Here is an 18,450-nt window from a genome sequence, read left to right as displayed (position 1 = left end):
CGCCCGTACTTGGTTAAAGCAGGAAACCCCGCCCCACTGGTTCGCAGTGGGGCGGGGTTTCCTGGGAAAAGGCGCTGTTACTTGAGGGTAACGGTGGCGCCTGCAGCCTCGAGCTGCTCCTTGGCCTTCTCGGCAGCTTCCTTGTTGGCGCCTTCGAGGACAGCCTTGGGGGCGCTGTCAACCAGGTCCTTGGCTTCCTTGAGGCCGAGGGAGGTGATGGCGCGAACTTCCTTGATGACTGCGATCTTCTTGTCACCGGCAGATTCGAGGATGACGTCGAAGTCGGTCTTCTCTTCGACCTCTTCAGCAGCTCCGCCACCGGCAGGGCCGGCAACGGCTACAGCAGCAGCGGTAACTTCGAAGGTCTCTTCGAAGAGCTTGACGAACTCGGAGAGCTCGATGATGGTCAGTTCCTTGAAAGCTTCAATGAGCTCTTCGTTGCTGAGCTTCGCCATGGTAGGCGTCCTTCCTGTTGTGGTGTCCGAACGGCGCTGGGCCGGACTGGCACCGGAGTCTGGTGGGGGTAAGAGAATTAGTTCTCTTCGGCAGCGGGAGCTTCAGCGGCGGGCGCTTCTGCTTCAGCGGCGGGAGCTTCTTCAGCGGCGGGCGCTTCGGCAGCTGCCGGTGCACCGTTCTCTTCTTCAAGCTTGAGGCGCAGTGCGTCGATGATGCGTGCAGCTGCGGCGGCAGGGGCCTTGAGGACGCCTGCAACCTTGGCGAGCTGCAGCTCGCGGGACTCGAGGGCAGCCAGTGCGGCAACCTCGCTGGCGTCCAGCGCCTTGCCCTCGAAGTAACCGGTCTTGATGACCAGCTGCTTGTTGGCCTTGGCAAAATCCGTCAGGCTCTTGGCAGCGGCAACTGCGTCACCCTTGATGAACGCGATTGCAGTGGGGCCGGCAAGCTGGCCGTCGAATGCTTCGACGCCGGCTTCCTTGGCTGCAATGGCGGTCAGGGTGTTCTTGACGACCGCGAACTTGGTGTCCTGGCCGAGAGAAACACGCAGCTGCTTGAGCTGTGCAACGGTGAGCCCGCGGTATTCGGTCAGGACAGCGGCGTTCGATTCCTTGAAATCGTTAGTGATCTCAGCTACTGCTGAAACCTTGGTAGGCGTTGCCATAACCCTCCTTCCGGGGATAGTGCCGGTATTCGACGGTCCCCGCTCAAGAGAGCTATAACTAAAAACGCCCCGCGCAGATGCACGGGGCTTGGCTCAACAGGGCTATACCGTGGAGCTTTGCTTCGTTCACCTGCGCCGGCCGCCCTGCGTTGAGGGTCCTTCGTCCGGAAAGCCACTGTGGTCCCCAGAGCACAACTGCAGAGTTGAGCCATGTTCAGGAGAGTGGATTTCCAACAACCGACGGTCTTTGGTACCTCCAGCTTACGCGAGGCACAGCCCGCCGGCCAAATCGGCGCTCAACTGGTGCTGGTGCGCAGGGTTGGAAGCTCTTTTTGCCAGATTCCCGTTACCCCCGCCGTCTGGAAACCGAGCTGCTTATTGACCGTCAGAAGGTACCGGTTCTCCGGCGCATTCCAGGTGTAGATGATGCGTGCATCCGGGAACTGCTCGCTGAGCCGCTCCATATTGGCCACCTTAATCAGCAGGCCCAGCTTGTTGCCGCGGTGCTCCTGCAGGATCAGGGTATCGTCCTGGAACACAACGTCGGCCCGGTGCGCCAGCACCGTGATGGTGGTCAGTCCCACCAGCGTTCCCGTGGCGATGTGCTCCACCGCGGTGACCACCGTCCGCCTCCCCTGCGCGATGGCGACCTCTTCCGCCTCCCGGAGGATGCCGGCGTCGAACACCATGTCCTGCTCAATCGGCGCATCCAGCGACGGGTCAACGTCTACTCCGGCCTGGTTTTCAAGGGCCGCCACCGCTTCCAGCCAGCGTTCCGAACAACGGTCCGTCCAGTGGTGCAACCGGTACCTGCCGTTGTTGGCCTCCTCCGCTTCAGCCTGCAGGTCAGCCACCAGCTTGGTGTCCAGGGGCAGGAGGCAGGAACTGAACTGCTCGATGTGCTGGAGCGTGTATCCGGTCTTCCGGGCGAACTCCACCTCCCGGCTCTCCAGCGGCACAAACCCCTGGCCGGATCCAGGAACCAACTGGGCCTGCTCAAACTCATGCAGCGACGCGCCGGGGTGGTTGGTGTCCACCAGGATCATGGTGCGCCCTTCGCCCCGGGCCAGATGTTCTGCCGCCTCCAGCAGCCGGCGTCCCACGCCCTGCCGCTGGTACTCCGGCAGGATGTCCAGGGTGAGCTCGGCCAGGTCAAGGTGGTCGGTCAGGGGCAGCGCGATGTCCACCGTGCCCACGATGGCGCCGTCCACCTTGGCCACCAGGATCAGCTGGCGCTCATAGGGGTCCGCAAACTCCAGCAGCTTCTCGAGCGGCCCATAGGCGAGATCGTCACTGCCCCAGGTCTGCATCCGCACTTTGCGGCCCACTTCCACGGCAGCCAGGAAGTCCGCAGCGTCCGGGGTGTCCAATGAGTCGGGGATCCAGAGCTGCTCGATCTTAACGTCTATTGCCATTCGGGCATCATCCCAGCCGTTTCTGCCACTCACCTCCATAGCCAGCAGGCCTGAATCCGAGTGCAATATTTATGGCCAGCATATGCTGGTTTGCGCTCTCATTCCACGTCAGGACCGAGCGCGCCGGCGTCGGCGGCACCAAAAGAAGACCGTCCCGGCGCTGATGCGCCGGGACGGTCTTCGGATGCTCCGGAATCAGCCCGGGGCAGGAACTTCAATCAAGGACTACGCCTCGGTGAGCACCTTGGTGACGTTGGGGTCCACGGAGATGCCCGGGCCGAACGTGGTGGCCACGGTGGCCTTCTGGATGTAGCGGCCCTTGGCAGCGGACGGCTTGAGGCGGAGAACCTCTTCCAGGGCTGCTGCGTAGTTCTCGGCCAGCTTCGTGGTGTCGAAGGAAACCTTGCCGATGATGAAGTGCAGGTTGGAGTGCTTGTCGACGCGGAAGTCGATCTTGCCACCCTTGATGTCGTTGACGGCCTTGGTGACATCGGGGGTCACGGTGCCCGTCTTGGGGTTCGGCATCAGGTTACGCGGACCCAGGACCTTACCGAGGCGGCCAACCTTGCCCATGAGGTCGGGGGTGGCAACGGCTGCGTCGAAATCGGTCCAGCCACCGGCGATCTTTTCGATCAGGTCGTCGGAACCAACGAAGTCGGCGCCGGCTGCGATTGCGGCCTCTGCCTTGTCGCCCGTGGCGAAGACCAGGACGCGGGCGGTCTTACCGGTGCCGTGAGGCAGGTTGACGGTGCCGCGGACCATCTGGTCAGCCTTGCGGGGGTCGACGCCGAGGCGGAAAGCAACCTCAACGGTGGCGTCGAACTTGGACGGGTTGGTGTCCTTGGCCAGCGTTACTGCCTCGAGCGGTGCGTAGTGCTTGGTTGCATCGATCTTGGCGGCTGCTGCCTCATATGCTTTGCTGCGCTTTGCCATGCTGCTTGTTTCTCCTTGTGCAGTTGTGGTCTGCGGACCGCGCTGGGCCCTGCCACAGTCGCCCAATCCGGTTCGTTATCCGGCCGGATGGCCAACATTTGAATTTTATTGGTGCCGGTTTCCCGGCGGTGCCGCCCGTCGTCGTCAAAGACCCTGACGCTGGACAGCGGTAAAGGGGTATTAGCCCTCGACGGTGATGCCCATGGAGCGGGCGGTGCCGGCGATGATCTTCGCTGCGCCTTCGAGGCTGGTGGCGTTGAGGTCTTCCATCTTGGTGGAGGCGATCTCGTTGACCTGGGCCTGGGTCAGCTTGGCAACCTTGACGGTGTGCGGGGTGGATGAACCCTTGGCAACGCCTGCAGCCTTCTTGATGAGTTCTGCAGCCGGCGGGGTCTTGGTGATGAACGTGAAGGAGCGGTCCTCGTAGACCGTGATTTCCACGGGGATGACGTTTCCGCGCTGGGCTTCCGTCGCAGCGTTGTACGCCTTGCAGAATTCCATGATGTTGACACCGTGCTGGCCAAGCGCAGGACCGATCGGCGGGGCCGGGTTGGCGGCACCTGCCTGGATCTGCAGCTTGATGAGGCCGGTGACCTTCTTCTTGGGAGCCAATGTAGGGTCCTTCTCTCAATAACGTCCTGGGGCACAGGAGCGTGCCTCAGGTTTGTGGCCGCCATGGCAAGGCGGCCGGCCGTTCCGGTGCCGCTAAGCGGGCGGCGCCGGGACGAATTCTAGGATTCTCAGATCTTGGTGACCTGGTTGAACGCCAGGGTGACGGGCGTTTCGCGCTCGAAGATGGAGACGAGCACCACGAGCGTCTGGGACTCGGGCTTGATCTCGGAGATCGTGGCGGGAAGGGTCTCGAACGGGCCTTCCTTGACGATGACGGACTCGCCGACCTCGAAGTCCACGGCCACGGGAGCCTGGTTCTGCTTGTTGACCGGCTTGCCCTTCTCGGCCTGCTCTTCTTCGAAGACAGGGGCGAGCATGGAGAAGACCTCGTCCAGGCGCAGCGGGACCGGGTTGTGGGCGTTGCCGACGAAGCCGGTGACGCCGGGGGTATGGCGGACGGCGCCCCAGGAGGCGTCGGTCAGGTCCATGCGGACCAGAACGTAGCCGGGGATGCGGACGCGGTTGATCACCTTGCGCTGGGCGTTCTTGATCTCCACGACTTCTTCCATGGGCACCTGGATTTCGAAGATGTAATCTTCCATGTCCAGGGTCTGGATGCGGGTTTCAAGGTTGGCCTTTACGCGGTTTTCGTACCCGGCGTAGGAGTGGATGACGTACCAGTCACCTTCCTGGCGGCGCAGCTTGGCCTTGAATTCCTCGGCCGGGTCTGCAGCTGCAGTGGCGGCCGCGGCGGCAAGGGCGTCGGTCTCTTCGTCGCCGGCTTCTGCGTCTGCGTCGGCAACGTCGGAGGCGGCGTCGTCGGATTCGGGCGCGGAGGACTCAACCTCGGACTCTTCGCCGGCTTCTGCCGTGACGTCCGGGGATTCTTCCAGCCCAGTCTCGGTTACCTCGAGCTCCTGCTCAGACACTTGGTCTCCTGCTTCCTCATTGCCTAACATGCCTATTTAAATGGCTCAATTCCGCACACCGGTGCTTCCTTCCCGGTTTCCCGGGCGGAACACGCGGCCTGCGGACCGTGCAGCCTTAGCTGTCCTTGGAGCCGGTGCCGCCGAAGATCCAGCTGACAGCGGTTCCGAAACCAATGTCCAGCAGGCTGACGATGACCATCATGATGGCCACGAACACCAGCACCACGAGCGTGTAGTTGATCAGTTCCTTGCGGGTGGGGGCAACAACCTTCTTCAGTTCGCCGATGATCTGGCGGACGAAAAGTGCAATGCGGGCGAAGAAGTTTGCCTTGGCTTCCTTCTTAGCTGGGCGGCCCTTGGAGCTGCTGGCAGCTGTTTCGGTCACCTGGTCCTCGCTCATCTTTGCAATGGTGGATTACCCGGCCCTGATCAGAACCATGGTTGCTGCGCCTGTTCCGGGCTCTCGCCCGGAACAGCTTGCGCAGGGCAGACAGGACTCGAACCTGCAACCTGCGGTTTTGGAGACCGCTGCGCTACCAATTGCGCCACTACCCTATGGAGTGAATGCCACTCTTTGACGACCCAACACCAGCTTGGACTGGGGCACACGTCATCATCCGTGTTTCAACACCGGTGAACCAGTCTACGCAAGAACTTCGCGTAGGTAAAACCAGCCCGTTCCGGCCCGTCCGAACCACCGGCCTGAAACCTGCTGCGCGGGGGCAGTCATAAATCAAAACCGGCACCCCGGAGGGTCCGGTGAACAGCATAGAGTAGAAATCGTCGAATCCACATTCCAGCCTCCGGGCTGCAAGCGAAGAACGGACCTGCCATGTCTGCCGCCCGCGTTTCCCAACGCATTTCCGCCATTGCCGAATCCGCAACCCTGGCCGTTGACGCCAAGGCCAAGGCGCTGAAGGCGGCCGGGCGGCCGGTGATTGGCTTCGGTGCGGGCGAACCCGACTTTCCCACCCCGGACTACATCGTCCAGGCGGCCATTGAGGCTGCGGGCCAGCCCAAGTTCCACCGCTACTCCCCCGCCGGCGGGCTGCCCGAGCTGAAGAAGGCCATCGCCGAGAAGACCCTGCGCGATTCGGGCTACAAGGTTGACCCGTCACAGGTGCTGGTGACCAACGGCGGCAAGCAGGCCGTGTACAACACGTTCGCCACCCTGGTGGATCCGGCCGATGAAGTCCTTGTGCCTGCCCCGTTCTGGACCACCTACCCGGAGGCGATCCGGCTGGCCGGCGGCGTCCCCGTGGAGGTCTTCGCCGGTCCGGAACAGGACTACCTGGTGACGGTGGATCAGCTCGAAGCAGCCGTCACGGACCGGACCAAGATCCTGCTGTTCGTCTCGCCGTCGAACCCCACCGGTGCCGTCTACTCCCCGGAGCAGGTGGCCGAGATTGGCAAGTGGGCCGCGGCCAAGGGCCTGTGGGTGGTCACGGACGAGATCTATGAGCACCTGACCTACGACGGCGTCCCCTTCACCTCCATCGCCACCGCTGCCCCGGAACTGGGCGACAAGGTAGTCATCCTCAACGGCGTGGCCAAGACCTATGCCATGACCGGCTGGCGTGTGGGCTGGATGATCGGCCCCGCCGACGTCATCAAGGCCGCCACCAATCTCCAGTCACATGCCACCTCCAACGTGTCCAACATCATGCAGATTGCCGCCCTCGCCGCTGTCTCCGGGCCGCTGACCGCCGTCGACGAGATGAAGGTGGCCTTCGACCGCCGCCGCAAGGCCATCGTCGCCGGCCTGAACGCGATCGACGGAGTGGAATGCCCGACGCCGAAGGGTGCCTTCTACGTGTACGCGGATGTCCGCGCGCTCCTGGGCAAGGAATTCCCGACGGCGTCCGGTACCGCCACGCCGCAGACCTCCGCAGAGCTGGCCTCGCTGATCCTCGACGAGGTTGAGGTGGCAGTGGTTCCGGGCGAGGCCTTCGGCCCCTCCGGTTTCCTTCGCCTGTCCTACGCCCTGGGCGACGACGACCTCGCCACGGGTGTGCAGCGCCTCCAGGACTTCCTGGGCAAGGCCCAGTAGGACGCCCGCCCACCTTTCGCAGCTTTAATCCAAACGCCCGCTCACTTCTTTAGGGAAAGTGAGCGGGCGTTGGCGTTTAAGGCAGCAAAGGTGAGCGGGCGTCGGCGTTTGAGGCGTAAGAGCTGAGCGGGCGTTTGGGAAATAGCTGCCAGAAGTGAGCGGGGGTTTGGGGTTACAGGAGGCGACGCTCTGCGGCCCACTTGGTCAGTTCGTGGCGGCTGGAAAGCTGGAGCTTGCGCAGCACTGCTGACACGTGGGTTTCCACGGTCTTGATGCTGATGAAGAGCTCCTTGGCCACTTCCTTGTAGCTGTAGCCCCGGGCTATAAGGCGCATGACCTCGAGTTCGCGGGCGGAGAGCTTGTCCAGTTCGTCGTCGGCGATGTCCGCGGGGGCGGTTCCGAAGGCGTCCAGGACGAACCCGGCAAGGCGGGGCGAAAAGACGGCGTCGCCGCCGGCCACGCGGTACACGGCGTCAGTGATCTCGGCGCCGGAGATGGTCTTGGTGACGTAGCCCCGGGCGCCGGCCCGGATCACGGCCACCACGTCCTCGGCCGCATCTGAGACGCTCAGGGCCAGGAAGCGCGTGGTGGACAGCAACGCGGCGGAACCGGCGATAACCTCCCGTCCACCGCCGCCGAGGCCGCCAGGCAGGTGAACGTCCAGGAGGACGACGTCGGGCCGCTGTTCCGCGATCACGGCGATGGCCTGCTCCACCGTGGCGGCCTCCCCCACTACTTGAATGCTGGAGTGGAGGTCTGCTTTCAGCCCGGACCGGAAGATGGCATGGTCATCCACGATGACCACCCGCACGGAGGTGGCGGGGCGGCCGCTTCCCGCACCTGTCCCCTGTGCACCTGTCCCCTGGCTCGTGTTCATGATTTCCCTTCCGCGTGTTCTGCTGCAGCCGGCAGCTTGAGCCGGACCTCTGTGCCGTCCCCTGTGCTGAGGATGGCAGCCGAACCGCCGTGGCGGTTCATCCTGCCTATAATCGATTCCCGCACCCCAAGCCGGTCCGCCGGTACGTCGCCCAGCTCAAAGCCGGGCCCCCTGTCCTTGATGAAAATTTCTGCCTGCCCGTCCGACGCCTCAAGGTAGACCGAGACAGTGCCGCCGCCATGGCGTGATGCGTTGAGCATGGCCTCGCGGCTGGCCTGGACCAAGGCTTCGTGTGCCTCTGTCATGGCCGCATCACCAACGGTAACCACCTCCACGGCATTGCCCAGCAGGTCCTCCACCTCGGCGGCAACCGCCTTGATGCGGTCCGAGAGCTGCCCGCTTTCGCGGCCCGGGTCCTGGAACAGCCAGCCCCGCAGCTCACGCTCCTGGGCACGGGCCAGGCGGACGACGTCGTGCTCGTTGCCCGCCCGCCGCTGGATCAGGGCGAGCGTCTGCAGCACGGAGTCGTGGAGGTGGGCAGCTATTTCCGCCCGTTCCGTCTCGCGGATCCTGCCGGCGCGCTCAGCTTCCAAGTCCCGCCAGAATTTCAGCGCCCACGGCAGCAGGACCAGCACCACCCCGCCCAGCACGGCCACGGAGGCAAGCAGCGCGAGCCACGTCTGTTCCCACGACCCGGAGCCGGAGACCATCACCAGCACGCCGGCCACCACCAGGGCCAGTCCGGCGGCCAGCCGCCCCCATCCACCGGCTTGGTCCGCCTTGGTCTTGTCCACCAGTCCGGCGCGACCGGTTTCGTCCAGTTGCATCCAGGCGATGGAGGCACCGCCCAGGACTGCGGCGGCGGGGATCAGCGTGCCGAGGGAGACGTCCACGCCCAGCAGCTGGGCAATCATGATGCCGGCCACCAGCAGCAGCCCGCAGCCCAGGAGGATCTCCTTGCCGTACCGCATGCCGTGCGCCCGGAACCATGGCGGGGCGGCGGATGCTACGCCGTCCGGAACGGAACCGGCGGCACCTGGGGGCGTTCCGCCGTCGGGGGCGGCTCCCTGCGCCGGTTGGCCCGGGGCGGTCTGGCCCTGCATTGGCTGGCCTGTTAATGGCTGGCTCACGGCAGGAGCAATGGGCGACGCCGGCCGGCGGGCGTTGCGGCGGGCGGCCTCATCCGCTGTGGGAACCATGATCCATAGCCACGCGTAGAAGACCAGCCCCGCCCCGCCCGCGAAGGAAGCGAGGACCATGGCCAGCCGGACGTTCTTCACCGGCCGGCCCAGGTGTGCGGCGAGGCCCGAGCACACCCCGGCGATGACACGGTCGCTGCTCCGTGCCAGGGGTGGGCGCGCCGGGAGGGTTGTCATGGATCAATCCAAGCACGGATCAGGGTGGCCCGGACCGCGTTCGACCGGTTCCCGGGGACAGCTCAGGGACGGTTCAGGGTTTCCCCCAGTAGAGCGGCAACGGGCCCGGACGGGAGGATCTAGATATGAACTCGCAGACTCCCTCCCCCGACGACGAACACCCTGCCGAGCCCCTCCCTGAAGGGCCGCACGGCATGGGCAGCGAGCGGCCAACCGAGCCGCTGCCGTCTTCAGATTCGATACCCTCGGCCTCCGGGCCGCATCCCTCCGCCGGCGATGGTGAAGGTGCGGTCCCTGGTACTGGTTCGAGCCCTGGCGCTGCTCCGGCCCCTGAATACGCCTTCCAAAACAGCGCGGCTCCGGCCCCCTCCACAGACTTTTTTGGCTGGATCCGCAGCCACGGCATCTACCGTGGAAACGACCGGTGGATCGGCGGCGTGTGCAGCGGCATCGCCCACCGGCTGAACGTGGACCCCATCATCATCCGGGGCGTCTTCATCGTCCTGACCCTCCTGGCCGGCGTCGGCGTGCTGCTCTACGGCCTGGCATGGGCTTTCCTTCCGGAACCGGACGGCAGGATCCACGTCCAGGAAGCCGGCGCCGGGCGCTGGTCAAGCGGCATGACGGGCTCCCTGATCGCCACTGTCCTGGGACTAACGGGTTTGGGTGGAGGCTTCTGGGGGTGGAGCCACAACGGCCTGAGCGGCCTGCTGTGGACAGTCTTCTGGGTGGGCGGCGCGATCTACGTGGTCTACTACCTCTCCCAGCGCAACAAGGCCCACCCCACCGTGGCCGGCCATGGGCCAGTCCACGGTACAACCCACCCCACGGGGCGCTCCGGCACTGGATACACGTCGTCGTTCTCCGCCGGCACGGCCCCAGCGCCGGCACCAGGGCAATCTTCGGCGCCTACTTTGGGCAGCGGGGCACCCACCTACGGTAGTGGTCCCACGTACGGCAGCGGCGCGGGGTTGAGCCCCTACGGCCAGGGCGGCTACGGCACCGACGGCACGGGAACCGGCAGCGGGTATGGCGGCAGCGTTCCCCCTGGCAGGGTGCCTGGCGCAGGTGCACCCGGCGGCGGCGCACCGGGCGGCCCCGGCAGCGGAGTACCCGGCGGAAGCAGCTACCCTGCTCCATGGGTCCCGCCGCGGCCGCCCAAGCCCCGGCCGTCCGGTCCCGGCGCCCCGGCCGTCGCCATCGCAACTGGCTGCGCCCTGCTGGTGGGCGGCGGGCTCAAGGCGCTGGACGCCGCCAACCTCATCCACCTGGGCGGTTCCGCGAACGCCATCGTGTGGGCCAGCGCAGCCGGGGTCCTGGGCCTGGGCATCCTGGTGGCGGGCTTCCGCGGCCGGACCGCGGGCATCCTGAGCCTCTTCGCCGTGATCGCCCTTGTCACCGGTGGCGTCTACAACACCGTGGACGACGGCCGGATGCGCTTCCAGCAGGTGGACTGGAACCCGGCAAGCATCGAGGAGGCGCGCGGGGGCATCGACATCACCGCCGGCCGGGGAACCGTGGACCTCACGGGCCTGTCCCCAAGCGCCCCCCTCACCTCCGACGTCGTAGTTCCCCTGGACGTCACCGCCAGCAACGTCACCGTGGTGATCCCGCACAACGTGCCCGTGGACATCAAGGCTGACATGACCATGGGGAACCTGAACGAAGCAAGCGGCCAGCGCGGCGGCACCACCACCCGCGAAAGCAGCTACAACACGGACAGGCCCGGCAACCACCTGGTGGTGCAGATCGACGGCACCTTCAGCAACGTCACCATCCAGGAAGGCAACTGACATGGACAGCAGCAACATTACGACGACGGAACCGGGCACAGGGGACGCGGCACCTGCCAGGGTGGGGACGGTGGTGTGGGGACTGATCGTCCTGGCGCTGGCCGCGCTGATCATCGTGGCGCAGCTGGGCATCGTCACCCTCAACGGCACCTACGTCCTGATCGGCCTCATGATCGGGGCGGGCGTGGCCCTGGTGGTGGGCGGCCTGCTCTCCGCCCGGAAACGTGACAACGAACCAACTACAGGGAAGTCTTGAACCATGGATAAGTTCTTCAGCATTGTCAGGGGCTTTGGCCTGAAGCGCGGTCCGCAGCGCTGGCTCGGCGGAGTGCTGGGTGGCATCGCGGCCCAGCTCAACGTGGACGTGGCCTACGTCCGCATCGCTTTCCTGCTGTTCTGCCTGCTCCCCGGACCCGCCGTGATCTTCTACCTCCTGGCCTGGATTATCATTCCCGACCAGCGCAACGAGATCCTGCTCCAGACGTTCCTGGACCGCCGGTCGCTCAACCGGCCCTGACCGGACCCCGCCGGTCGCTTCAAACGGACCCAGCTTCCATTGACCGGCCCAAGGCCCCTGCCTGATGCGAATGATTCGCCCAGGCAGGGGCCTTTCGCTGTTCCCCGCTTCTTGACAGCGCACCCTTATGTAACCGGTTTGTGTCGTACCCCACACACCCCACTACACTTCTAGGTGAGCTCAGCGTGGCGCTCTGCCTGTAAACCTTCTCCCAGGATTTGAGCCGAACATGAAAATTGGAATCCTCACCAGCGGTGGCGACTGCCCCGGATTGAACGCCGTCATCCGCGGCGCAGTGCTGAAAGGCATCGCCGTCCATGGCCAGGAATTCGTTGGATTCCGCGATGGCTGGCGCGGCGTGGTGGAGGGCGACATCATCGACATCCCCCGCACTATGGTCCGCGGTATCGCCAAGCAGGGCGGCACCATCCTGGGTACCTCCCGCACCAACCCGTTCGAAAACGGCGGCGGCCCCGAGGCGATCAAGGCCCACATGGACCGGCTGGGCATCGATGCCATCATCGCCATTGGCGGTGAGGGAACCCTGGCAGCGGCCAAGCGCCTGACCGACGCAGGCCTGAAAATTGTCGGCGTCCCCAAGACGGTGGACAACGACCTTGACGCCACCGACTACACCTTCGGTTTCGACACCGCAGTGCAGATCGCCACCGAGGCCATCGACCGGCTGCGCACCACCGGTGAATCCCACCACCGCTGCATGATCGCCGAAGTGATGGGCCGGCACGTGGGCTGGATCGCCCTGCATGCGGGCATGGCCGCCGGTGCCCACGCCATCCTCATTCCCGAGCAAAAAGTCAGCATCGAGCAGATCACCGAATGGGTCAAGGAAGCCCACCACCGTGGCCGCGCCCCCTTGGTGGTGGTGGCCGAGGGGTTCGTGCCGGAGCACATGGAAAGCCCGCACTCCGAGCGCGGCCTGGATACCTTCGGCCGGCCGCGCCTGGGCGGCATCGCCGATCAGCTCGCCCCCGAACTCGAAGCCCGGACCGGCATCGAAACCCGCGCCACCATCCTGGGCCACATCCAGCGCGGCGGCGTTCCGTCCGCCTTCGACCGTGTCCTCGCGACCCGGCTGGGCATGGCCGCCATCGACTCCGTGGTGGAGGGCTACTGGGGCACCATGGTGGCACTCAAGGGCACCGACATCCGCCACGTGGCCTTCGAGGAAGCGCTGGGCCAGCTCAAGACCGTCCCGCAAAACCGCTACGACGAAGCCGCGGTCCTGTTCGGCTAAGCCTGTCCTGTTCGGCTAAGCCTCCGGGCCGCCCTAGGCTGGGACCATGACACTCGATCCCGGCTCTGCGGCCATCATCCAGCTGGCGTGGGCGCGCCGGCTGGGCCTTGACGACGACGCTTTCGGCGACGCTTTGGCCTCCGGGAAGCGGATTGTCCGCGCCGACGAATCATGCCGCACCGTGGAGTTCGTGCGGCTGTTCGGGAGTTCGGCGCTGGTGGGCCCGCAGAGCGTCATCGATGCCGCTGCGGAGATTCCTGATGAGGAGATGGCCCACCACGTCACGCTCCTGAAACTGACCAGGGAACGCGGCGGCCACGGGCTCGGTGCAGCCGCCCTGTTCTTCGCCGACGACCTGCCGCTTCAGCAGCCGTCCGGGGAACTGACCGTCTCGCACGGCAATCCCGAGGCGATCGAACTGGAGGGACGCTGCCCACCGGACGACGTCAACGAAGTGGGCCTTTCCGACCTGGAGAACCGCTTCACCATCGTGCATCAGCTGGACGGCAGGCGGGTGCCCCTGGCCTGCGGTGCCTACGGGGAATGGGAAGGCCTGCTGGCCAATATGGGCGTGCTGGTGGACCCTGAGTGGCGCCGCCGGGGACTCGGCGCACTGGCAGGGTCCATCGCGGCCCACGAGGCACTCGCCGCCGGACTGACCCTGCCGTGGCGCGCGGATGTCAGCAACACAGGGTGCCTGGCACTGGCCCGGAAACTCGGCCTCTCAGCCGGCGGAATCCAGACCAGCGTCCACCTTCGCTGAAGCACCCGCTGTGCCCGGTGCACCCCAGTCCTGGACCGGTTTGGGCTTGGCAAAGAACAGGGCCACGGCCGCGCCGGCCAGCACCACCGCGGCGGGCAGCAGGATGGACTGGGCCATCGCCGTCGAGAATCCTGCCTGCAGGAACTCTGGCAGGGTGCCGCCCATGGCCATCCCCTCACCGGCCGATGCTGCAGGACCGCCGGACGGAAGTTCGGCGGCGAGCCTGGATTGAATGAGGACCGCGATGGCGGCGCTGCCCAGCACAGCCCCGATCTGGCGGGTTGTGTTGTACACACCCGAACCGGCCCCGGCCTGCCGCGGCGGAAGGTTCCGGGTGGCCGTGGTGCTCAGCGGCGCCCAGATGCCGGCATTGGCAAAGCCCAAAACCGCGCTCGGGAGCAGGAACAACAGGATGGGCGTGTCCGGCTGCATCAGCAGGCCGTTCCACACCAGGGCGACAGCCATCAACACCAGGCCCGAAGCGGCGAGGTATTTCGGGTTGACCCGGTCCACGATCTTTCCCACAACCGGTGCCATGCCTCCGGAGATCAACGCCATGGGCACCATCAGGAGTGCTGACTGGGTGGGCGTCAAACCGCGGACAAGCTGGTAGTAGAAGATCAGCGGAAGGCCGAAGGACGTCACGGTGAACCCCACCATGGTGATGCCCAGGTTGGCGAGGGAGAAGTTCCGGTCCCGGAACAGTCCCAGCGGCAGCAGCGGCTCACCCTTGTTGAACCGCTGCCAGGCCACGAACGCGGCCAGGACAACAAGGCCGGCAATAATCAGGCCCCACACGCTGATGGGACCGCTAATGGTGCCCCAGTTGTACGTCTCGCCTTCCTGGATGCCGAAGACCAGCAGGAAGAGCCCGACGGCGCTGAGCAGGACGCCGGGAATATCGAACCGGTGCGGGTGGGTGCTCAGCGCCGGGACGTTGCGCAGCGCCAGGATGAAGCCCACGACGCCGATGGGCACGTTGATGAAGAAGATCCACTCCCAGCCGAGGCCGTCAACCAGGACGCCGCCCAGGATGGGGCCCACCAGGGTGGCCATACCGGCCGTGGCACCCCAGATGGCCATGGCGGAGCCGCGCCGGTCCGGGGGGAAGATCCGGGTGATGACGGCCATGGTCTGGGGCGTCATGACGGCCGCGCCGAGCCCCTGGACCACGCGTGCGGCGATGAGGGTTTGCACGTCTTGGGCAAGGCCGCACCAGAGGGACGCAAGGGTGAACACCACCAGGCCCAGCAGATACAGCCGCCTGGGCCCGAAACGGTCACCAAGCCGGCCGGTGATCAGCAGCGGAACGGCGTAGGCCAGCAGGTACGCGCTGGTCACCCAGATCACCGAGTTGATGTCGGCGTGCAGGCCCTCCATGATCCGGGGATTCGCCACTGAGACGATGGTGCTGTCGATCAGGATCATGAAGAACCCGATCACCAAGGACCACAGTGCCGGCCACGGCTTTTCTACGTTTTCCACTCTGTCATCCTTCTGGAGTTATTTAGTGCCGGGGGAACCCGGGGAAGGCTAGCCCAGCAGGTCCAGGATCTCCGTGCGGGCAAACATCTGCGCCGCGGCACGGGCCGAGGGCGCACCGGCGTCCGGATCCGCTCCGGCGCCCAGCAGGACCCGGGCCACGTCCGTGTAACCCTTGAATGCCGCACCGGCGAGGGGCGTCTGCCCCCGGTCATTGGCGGTGTTGGCGTCGGCCCCGTGCTGCAGCAGCAGCTCAACGGTGCCGGCGTGGCCATGGTACGCGGCCAGCATCAGCAGGGAATCCCCTGCAGCGTTCGTCATGGTGGCGGGGGCACCGGCGTCCAGGTAGGCATCCAGCAGCGCGTTGTTCCCTTCCCGCGCAGCCTGGAAGAGCGCATGCGCCAAAGCCAGCGCGTCGTCGTCGTGCCCTTCCGCTGCCTCCGTCCCAGCGTGGACGGGCGTGGTGTTTTCGGTCATCAGCGTGGCCCCCTCAGGAATCCGGTCTGGCGCCCCACAACCTGGCCGGCGTCGGGGGCGACGATGAGTTCCTGGGCGGCCGGATACGGCTCGTCGCCGTCCAGGACCGTCAGTATTTCATCGGGGGCAACGGAACGCTTTATGACCGCCAGGGCCACGGGTCCCATCTCGTAGTGCTGCCCCACGGAAGTCACCGTTCCCACTTTCCGTTCCCCGGCCAGGACCGGACTGCCGGCGGCGGGCAGCGTGTGCTGAGAGCCGTCCAGCTGCAGGAAGACCAGCCGGCGCGGTGGATGGCCCAGGTTGTGGACGCGGGCGATGGTTTCCTGCCCCTTGTAGCAGCCCTTGGCCAAGTGCACGGCGGTGCGCAGCAGGTCCAGTTCGTGGGGAATGGTCTTGTCATCGGTTTCCGCGCCGATCCGGGGGCGCCACGCAGCGATGCGCAGGGCTTCCGCCGCAAGCACGCCTGCCAGCGGACGGCCGGCAACGGCGTCCTCCAGTTCGGCGGCAGGGACCAGGTACTCGAACCAGGGACGGTCCACGCCTGGATGGTTCTCCTCGGAAACGGTGGCGTAGGAGTAGCCGCCGGCGCCCACGTGCGGCCACGGATCCTGCCAGGCGAGGTAGGCGGACCATCCGGGGACCGCACGGGTGCTTCCCATCACGGACCAGTCCGCCGAAACGTCGGCGATCTCCACCCGCAGCATGAACTTCATCCGGTTGAGGTACTCAGCCAGCGGCCCGGCCTCGGCGGCCTCCACGATCAGCCAGGTGGTCCCGCCGTCGTCAACCACCCGGGCGTCAAAGTCGATACGGCCCTGGACGCTCAGGAGCAGCAGCTCGCTGGACTCGCCGGGCTTGAGGGCTGCCACCTGCTGGGAGGACAGGGTGTTGAGCCAGCTCAGCCGGTCCGGCCCGGTGACGGTAACCACGCCGCGGTGGGAAAGATCGACGACGGCGGTTCCGGCTGCGAGGGCGCGCTGCTCGCGCAGCGGCTCACCGTAATGGGCGGCGACACCGGCGTCAGGGCCGGTGGCCTCAACGGCGCCGGGGCGCGACAACAAAGGGCTGGGCGTAGTCATATGAAGTAGAAGTCCTCACGGGTCTGCGGTATTCCGGGTTCCCGGAATACCGTGGAACCCTGCTTAGGAAACGCGGTGCAGGAACGCGGAGGCGTGGGCCTCCAGTCCCTTGCCGGCCTCGCCGCCGGTGGCAACGTCCCACCGCCACAACAGGTTGCCGTCCACCAGGCCGAAGATCCGGGTGGCCGCGCTGTAGTCCTTGGAGTGGCTGCCGCGCATCACCATGTCGGTGGTCAGCTGGATCTGTGGACCTTTGATCTGGCCGTAGTACAGCTCCGAAATTCCGCCAGGGTGCGAGATGGACACGGAGATGTCAAAGCCGCCGTCCTTGTTCCGCAGCGCTTCCACCTCGTCGGCGCTCTTCAACACCGGCACGATGTCTGCCGGCACCAGGCCGGGACCGCCGTCGGCATCCAACTGCTTGCGCTCCAGCGCCCAGAAACCTGTCTCGACGGTCAGCGGCCGCAGCCGCGTCCCTTCGTCGTCGGTCAGCCAGCTTTCGGCACGGTACTGAAGGTACGGCAGGCCGTTGTGGGTGAACGAGACATGCTGCAGGAAGTGCTCGGAATCCTCGTCGCCGCTGCCGAGACGGCCGCGGCCCTCCCACTCACCAATGAGCCAGGAAAGGGGGACGAGTTCAGGGGTCAGGTCTGTAGGAATCTCAATGGGCATTGGTCTTACCTCCAGATGCGGCTGGCTCCGGAAAGGGGGTGGTTACTTCTGGCCCTTGAAGAGGCGGTAAACCACGAAACCGGCGAACCAGGCCATGGACAGGCTCGCGATGCCGAGCAGGACAAGGAAGAAGATTTCAAAAGCAAGTACGGACATGGTGCCATCCTAACCCGTTAGTAGATGAGTAGTTTGTCGATGAAGTAGGCGAGTGACCCCACAGCCGAAACGGGGGCAAGGCCCATGCTCAGTGCGGCGGGGATGTTCAGTGGGGCGCCGCGGAGCGTGGCAAGGCGGCGGAAGCTGGCCAGGACCGCGCCGACCACTACGCCGAAAACGGCGGCCGGAAGGACGGCGATATCGGACAGGACAAGTCCCGCGAGCGGACCTGCCAGTCCGGCCAGCACCACTCCCAGCGGCGCCACGATGCTGTCCGGCCAGCGGATAAGCCCGGCAAGCAGGGCCACGGCCGCACTGATGGCCGCCACCAGGAGCATCTCGCGGACACCGTTGAAGCGGGCGCCGGCGATCCAGCCCGCTCCCAGGCAGGACAGCAGGACGCCTGCGCAGCATCCAAGGGTGGATTCGAGCCGCTGCGCCTGGCCGGTGCCGCGGATCAGCTGCACCACGAAGACGGCCATCATCCCCAGCGCAACGAATGTCGGTGTCCAGTCCAGATACCCCGGGGCCGGAGCCAGTGCGGCGGCTACTGCGGAGGCCGCACCGGGAAGGGCGATGACGGCGGCAAGGGTCTTCTTGGCGGGGATGCGCAGGAAGTGCGGCCAGCCAATGCCCACGGCCGCGGCAATCACGATGCCGATGACCACGAGCGCCTCCGGTGAGGCGTAGACCCCGGCGATGATGGCGATGAGGCCGGCGATCCCTACGACTCCGATGGTCCAGGAACCAAGCGAACGCACCGGTGCCTGCAATTCGGCCGTCATGCAGGGCCCGGCCTGTGCTTCGTCGGTGCACTCACTGCGCTGTTTTCCCATCCTGGCGTTCGGCCGGAAGGCTGGTCCGCCCCCTCGTGGCAGGGCTGGTCAGCCCTGGTTCAATCCTGCCTTATGTGAACCGGATATGTCGCAAATCGAGCCTGTTCA

Annotated in this window: 20 protein-coding genes, 1 tRNA gene and 1 pseudogene; 6 read left to right on the top strand and 16 right to left on the bottom strand. The window is 65.8% G+C overall.

The genetic code is table 11. The features are described 5' to 3' along the window. Nucleotides 1-77: 77 nt before the first annotated feature. The 9 genes and pseudogenes from rplL to FBY30_RS12010 form a co-directional block, all read right to left on the bottom strand. Nucleotides 78-455, bottom strand: coding sequence for a 50S ribosomal protein L7/L12 (rplL, locus tag FBY30_RS12050; RefSeq protein WP_018760467.1), 378 nt, complete (start codon nucleotides 453-455; stop codon nucleotides 78-80). A 77-nt stretch (nucleotides 456-532) separates the two neighbouring features. Next, nucleotides 533-1,117 carry a 50S ribosomal protein L10 gene (gene rplJ, locus FBY30_RS12045; protein ID WP_142133080.1) on the bottom strand — a complete coding sequence of 195 codons (585 nt, stop codon included), beginning with the start codon at nucleotides 1,115-1,117 and terminating at the stop codon, nucleotides 533-535. Nucleotides 1,118-1,413: 296 nt separating this feature from the next. After that, on the bottom strand, nucleotides 1,414-2,532 hold the full coding sequence (locus FBY30_RS12040; protein ID WP_142133079.1) for a GNAT family N-acetyltransferase: 1,119 nt from the start codon (nucleotides 2,530-2,532) through the stop codon (nucleotides 1,414-1,416). 7 nt (nucleotides 2,533-2,539) lie between these two features. Then, a pseudogene (locus FBY30_RS20995) lies at nucleotides 2,540-2,656 on the bottom strand (GNAT family N-acetyltransferase); the annotation flags it as partial. A 101-nt stretch (nucleotides 2,657-2,757) separates the two neighbouring features. Beyond that, the gene (rplA, locus tag FBY30_RS12030; protein ID WP_142133078.1) at nucleotides 2,758-3,465 is read right to left on the bottom strand and encodes a 50S ribosomal protein L1; all 708 of its coding nucleotides are present in this window, start codon (nucleotides 3,463-3,465) and stop codon (nucleotides 2,758-2,760) included. A gap of 180 nt (nucleotides 3,466-3,645) precedes the next feature. Then, nucleotides 3,646-4,077, bottom strand: a complete 432-nt coding sequence (gene rplK, locus FBY30_RS12025; RefSeq protein ID WP_018760472.1) for a 50S ribosomal protein L11 — start codon at nucleotides 4,075-4,077, stop codon at nucleotides 3,646-3,648. Between the two features lie 128 nt (nucleotides 4,078-4,205). Continuing rightward, complete coding sequence (nusG, locus tag FBY30_RS12020) at nucleotides 4,206-5,006, bottom strand: transcription termination/antitermination protein NusG (protein WP_142133077.1); 801 nt, start codon at nucleotides 5,004-5,006, stop codon at nucleotides 4,206-4,208. A gap of 115 nt (nucleotides 5,007-5,121) precedes the next feature. Continuing rightward, nucleotides 5,122-5,406 carry a preprotein translocase subunit SecE gene (gene secE / locus FBY30_RS12015; RefSeq protein ID WP_142133076.1) on the bottom strand — a complete coding sequence of 95 codons (285 nt, stop codon included), beginning with the start codon at nucleotides 5,404-5,406 and terminating at the stop codon, nucleotides 5,122-5,124. Between the two features lie 82 nt (nucleotides 5,407-5,488). Further along, a tRNA-Trp gene (locus FBY30_RS12010) sits at nucleotides 5,489-5,561 on the bottom strand. Nucleotides 5,562-5,838: 277 nt separating this feature from the next. On the opposite strand from FBY30_RS12010, the gene FBY30_RS12005 reads away from it, so the two are divergent. Beyond that, complete coding sequence (locus FBY30_RS12005) at nucleotides 5,839-7,056, top strand: pyridoxal phosphate-dependent aminotransferase (RefSeq protein ID WP_142133075.1); 1,218 nt, start codon at nucleotides 5,839-5,841, stop codon at nucleotides 7,054-7,056. A 172-nt stretch (nucleotides 7,057-7,228) separates the two neighbouring features. Here FBY30_RS12005 and FBY30_RS12000 read toward each other — a convergent pair whose 3' ends face one another. Both FBY30_RS12000 and FBY30_RS11995 read right to left on the bottom strand, forming a co-directional pair. Continuing rightward, complete coding sequence (locus FBY30_RS12000; protein ID WP_200830680.1) at nucleotides 7,229-7,933, bottom strand: LuxR C-terminal-related transcriptional regulator; 705 nt, start codon at nucleotides 7,931-7,933, stop codon at nucleotides 7,229-7,231. Beyond that, nucleotides 7,930-9,309, bottom strand: a complete 1,380-nt coding sequence (locus FBY30_RS11995) for an ATP-binding protein (RefSeq protein WP_142133074.1) — start codon at nucleotides 9,307-9,309, stop codon at nucleotides 7,930-7,932. The genes FBY30_RS12000 and FBY30_RS11995 overlap by 4 nt, the downstream gene beginning before the upstream one ends. A gap of 125 nt (nucleotides 9,310-9,434) precedes the next feature. Here FBY30_RS11995 and FBY30_RS11990 point away from each other — a divergent pair, with 125 nt between their 5' ends. The 5 genes from FBY30_RS11990 to FBY30_RS11970 all read left to right on the top strand — a co-directional run bounded on the left by FBY30_RS11990 (nucleotide 9,435) and on the right by FBY30_RS11970 (nucleotide 13,637). Continuing rightward, entirely contained in the window at nucleotides 9,435-11,102 is a 1,668-nt protein-coding gene (locus FBY30_RS11990) for a PspC domain-containing protein (RefSeq protein WP_142133073.1), read from the top strand. A gap of 1 nt (nucleotide 11,103) precedes the next feature. Further along, the gene (locus tag FBY30_RS11985; protein WP_142133072.1) at nucleotides 11,104-11,358 is read left to right on the top strand and encodes a hypothetical protein; all 255 of its coding nucleotides are present in this window, start codon (nucleotides 11,104-11,106) and stop codon (nucleotides 11,356-11,358) included. 3 nt (nucleotides 11,359-11,361) lie between these two features. Continuing rightward, the gene (locus FBY30_RS11980) at nucleotides 11,362-11,619 is read left to right on the top strand and encodes a PspC domain-containing protein (protein ID WP_142133071.1); all 258 of its coding nucleotides are present in this window, start codon (nucleotides 11,362-11,364) and stop codon (nucleotides 11,617-11,619) included. Between the two features lie 229 nt (nucleotides 11,620-11,848). After that, nucleotides 11,849-12,874 carry an ATP-dependent 6-phosphofructokinase gene (locus tag FBY30_RS11975; protein ID WP_018769110.1) on the top strand — a complete coding sequence of 342 codons (1,026 nt, stop codon included), beginning with the start codon at nucleotides 11,849-11,851 and terminating at the stop codon, nucleotides 12,872-12,874. Nucleotides 12,875-12,920: 46 nt separating this feature from the next. Next, the gene (locus FBY30_RS11970) at nucleotides 12,921-13,637 is read left to right on the top strand and encodes a GNAT family N-acetyltransferase (protein WP_142133070.1); all 717 of its coding nucleotides are present in this window, start codon (nucleotides 12,921-12,923) and stop codon (nucleotides 13,635-13,637) included. On the opposite strand, the gene FBY30_RS11965 is transcribed toward FBY30_RS11970, so the two are convergent. From FBY30_RS11965 to FBY30_RS11945, 5 genes are all read right to left on the bottom strand, one after another. Continuing rightward, on the bottom strand, nucleotides 13,599-15,122 hold the full coding sequence (locus tag FBY30_RS11965) for a DHA2 family efflux MFS transporter permease subunit (protein WP_142133069.1): 1,524 nt from the start codon (nucleotides 15,120-15,122) through the stop codon (nucleotides 13,599-13,601). The two genes, FBY30_RS11970 and FBY30_RS11965, sit on opposite strands and share 39 nt — an antisense overlap. A 48-nt stretch (nucleotides 15,123-15,170) precedes the next feature. Next, complete coding sequence (locus tag FBY30_RS11960; protein WP_142133068.1) at nucleotides 15,171-15,596, bottom strand: ankyrin repeat domain-containing protein; 426 nt, start codon at nucleotides 15,594-15,596, stop codon at nucleotides 15,171-15,173. Further along, complete coding sequence (gene ygfZ / locus FBY30_RS11955; RefSeq protein WP_200830679.1) at nucleotides 15,596-16,678, bottom strand: CAF17-like 4Fe-4S cluster assembly/insertion protein YgfZ; 1,083 nt, start codon at nucleotides 16,676-16,678, stop codon at nucleotides 15,596-15,598. Before ygfZ ends, FBY30_RS11960 begins: the two co-directional genes overlap by 1 nt. A 63-nt stretch (nucleotides 16,679-16,741) precedes the next feature. Continuing rightward, nucleotides 16,742-17,350 carry an FABP family protein gene (locus FBY30_RS11950; protein WP_142133067.1) on the bottom strand — a complete coding sequence of 203 codons (609 nt, stop codon included), beginning with the start codon at nucleotides 17,348-17,350 and terminating at the stop codon, nucleotides 16,742-16,744. A 173-nt stretch (nucleotides 17,351-17,523) separates the two neighbouring features. Further along, nucleotides 17,524-18,291 carry a permease gene (locus FBY30_RS11945; RefSeq protein WP_142133066.1) on the bottom strand — a complete coding sequence of 256 codons (768 nt, stop codon included), beginning with the start codon at nucleotides 18,289-18,291 and terminating at the stop codon, nucleotides 17,524-17,526. Nucleotides 18,292-18,450 lie beyond the last annotated feature (159 nt).

It is taken from the genome of Arthrobacter sp. SLBN-83, from assembly GCF_006715285.1.
Classification (GTDB): Bacteria; Actinomycetota; Actinomycetes; order Actinomycetales; family Micrococcaceae; genus Arthrobacter.
The sequence above is the reverse complement of the archived record's forward strand: the minus strand, read 5'-3'. Positions and strand labels throughout refer to the sequence as shown.

Excerpts from the sequence above, each read along its gene's own strand:
- FBY30_RS11945 (WP_142133066.1), bottom strand. The coding sequence starts at position 18,291 with ATGACGGCCGAATTGCAGGCACCGGTGCGTTCGCTTGGTTCCTGGACC.
- rplJ (WP_142133080.1), bottom strand. The coding sequence starts at position 1,117 with ATGGCAACGCCTACCAAGGTTTCAGCAGTAGCTGAGATCACTAACGAT.
- FBY30_RS12000 (WP_200830680.1), bottom strand. The coding sequence starts at position 7,933 with ATGAACACGAGCCAGGGGACAGGTGCACAGGGGACAGGTGCGGGAAGC.
- FBY30_RS12040 (WP_142133079.1), bottom strand. The coding sequence starts at position 2,532 with ATGGCAATAGACGTTAAGATCGAGCAGCTCTGGATCCCCGACTCATTG.
- FBY30_RS12005 (WP_142133075.1), top strand. The coding sequence starts at position 5,839 with ATGTCTGCCGCCCGCGTTTCCCAACGCATTTCCGCCATTGCCGAATCC.
- FBY30_RS11960 (WP_142133068.1), bottom strand. The coding sequence starts at position 15,596 with ATGACCGAAAACACCACGCCCGTCCACGCTGGGACGGAGGCAGCGGAA.
- FBY30_RS11970 (WP_142133070.1), top strand. The coding sequence starts at position 12,921 with ATGACACTCGATCCCGGCTCTGCGGCCATCATCCAGCTGGCGTGGGCG.
- FBY30_RS11980 (WP_142133071.1), top strand. The coding sequence starts at position 11,362 with ATGGATAAGTTCTTCAGCATTGTCAGGGGCTTTGGCCTGAAGCGCGGT.
- FBY30_RS11950 (WP_142133067.1), bottom strand. The coding sequence starts at position 17,350 with ATGCCCATTGAGATTCCTACAGACCTGACCCCTGAACTCGTCCCCCTT.
- FBY30_RS11985 (WP_142133072.1), top strand. The coding sequence starts at position 11,104 with ATGGACAGCAGCAACATTACGACGACGGAACCGGGCACAGGGGACGCG.
- ygfZ (WP_200830679.1), bottom strand. The coding sequence starts at position 16,678 with ATGACTACGCCCAGCCCTTTGTTGTCGCGCCCCGGCGCCGTTGAGGCC.
- rplA (WP_142133078.1), bottom strand. The coding sequence starts at position 3,465 with ATGGCAAAGCGCAGCAAAGCATATGAGGCAGCAGCCGCCAAGATCGAT.
- FBY30_RS11975 (WP_018769110.1), top strand. The coding sequence starts at position 11,849 with ATGAAAATTGGAATCCTCACCAGCGGTGGCGACTGCCCCGGATTGAAC.
- rplL (WP_018760467.1), bottom strand. The coding sequence starts at position 455 with ATGGCGAAGCTCAGCAACGAAGAGCTCATTGAAGCTTTCAAGGAACTG.
- FBY30_RS11995 (WP_142133074.1), bottom strand. The coding sequence starts at position 9,309 with ATGACAACCCTCCCGGCGCGCCCACCCCTGGCACGGAGCAGCGACCGT.
- FBY30_RS11990 (WP_142133073.1), top strand. The coding sequence starts at position 9,435 with ATGAACTCGCAGACTCCCTCCCCCGACGACGAACACCCTGCCGAGCCC.
- secE (WP_142133076.1), bottom strand. The coding sequence starts at position 5,406 with ATGAGCGAGGACCAGGTGACCGAAACAGCTGCCAGCAGCTCCAAGGGC.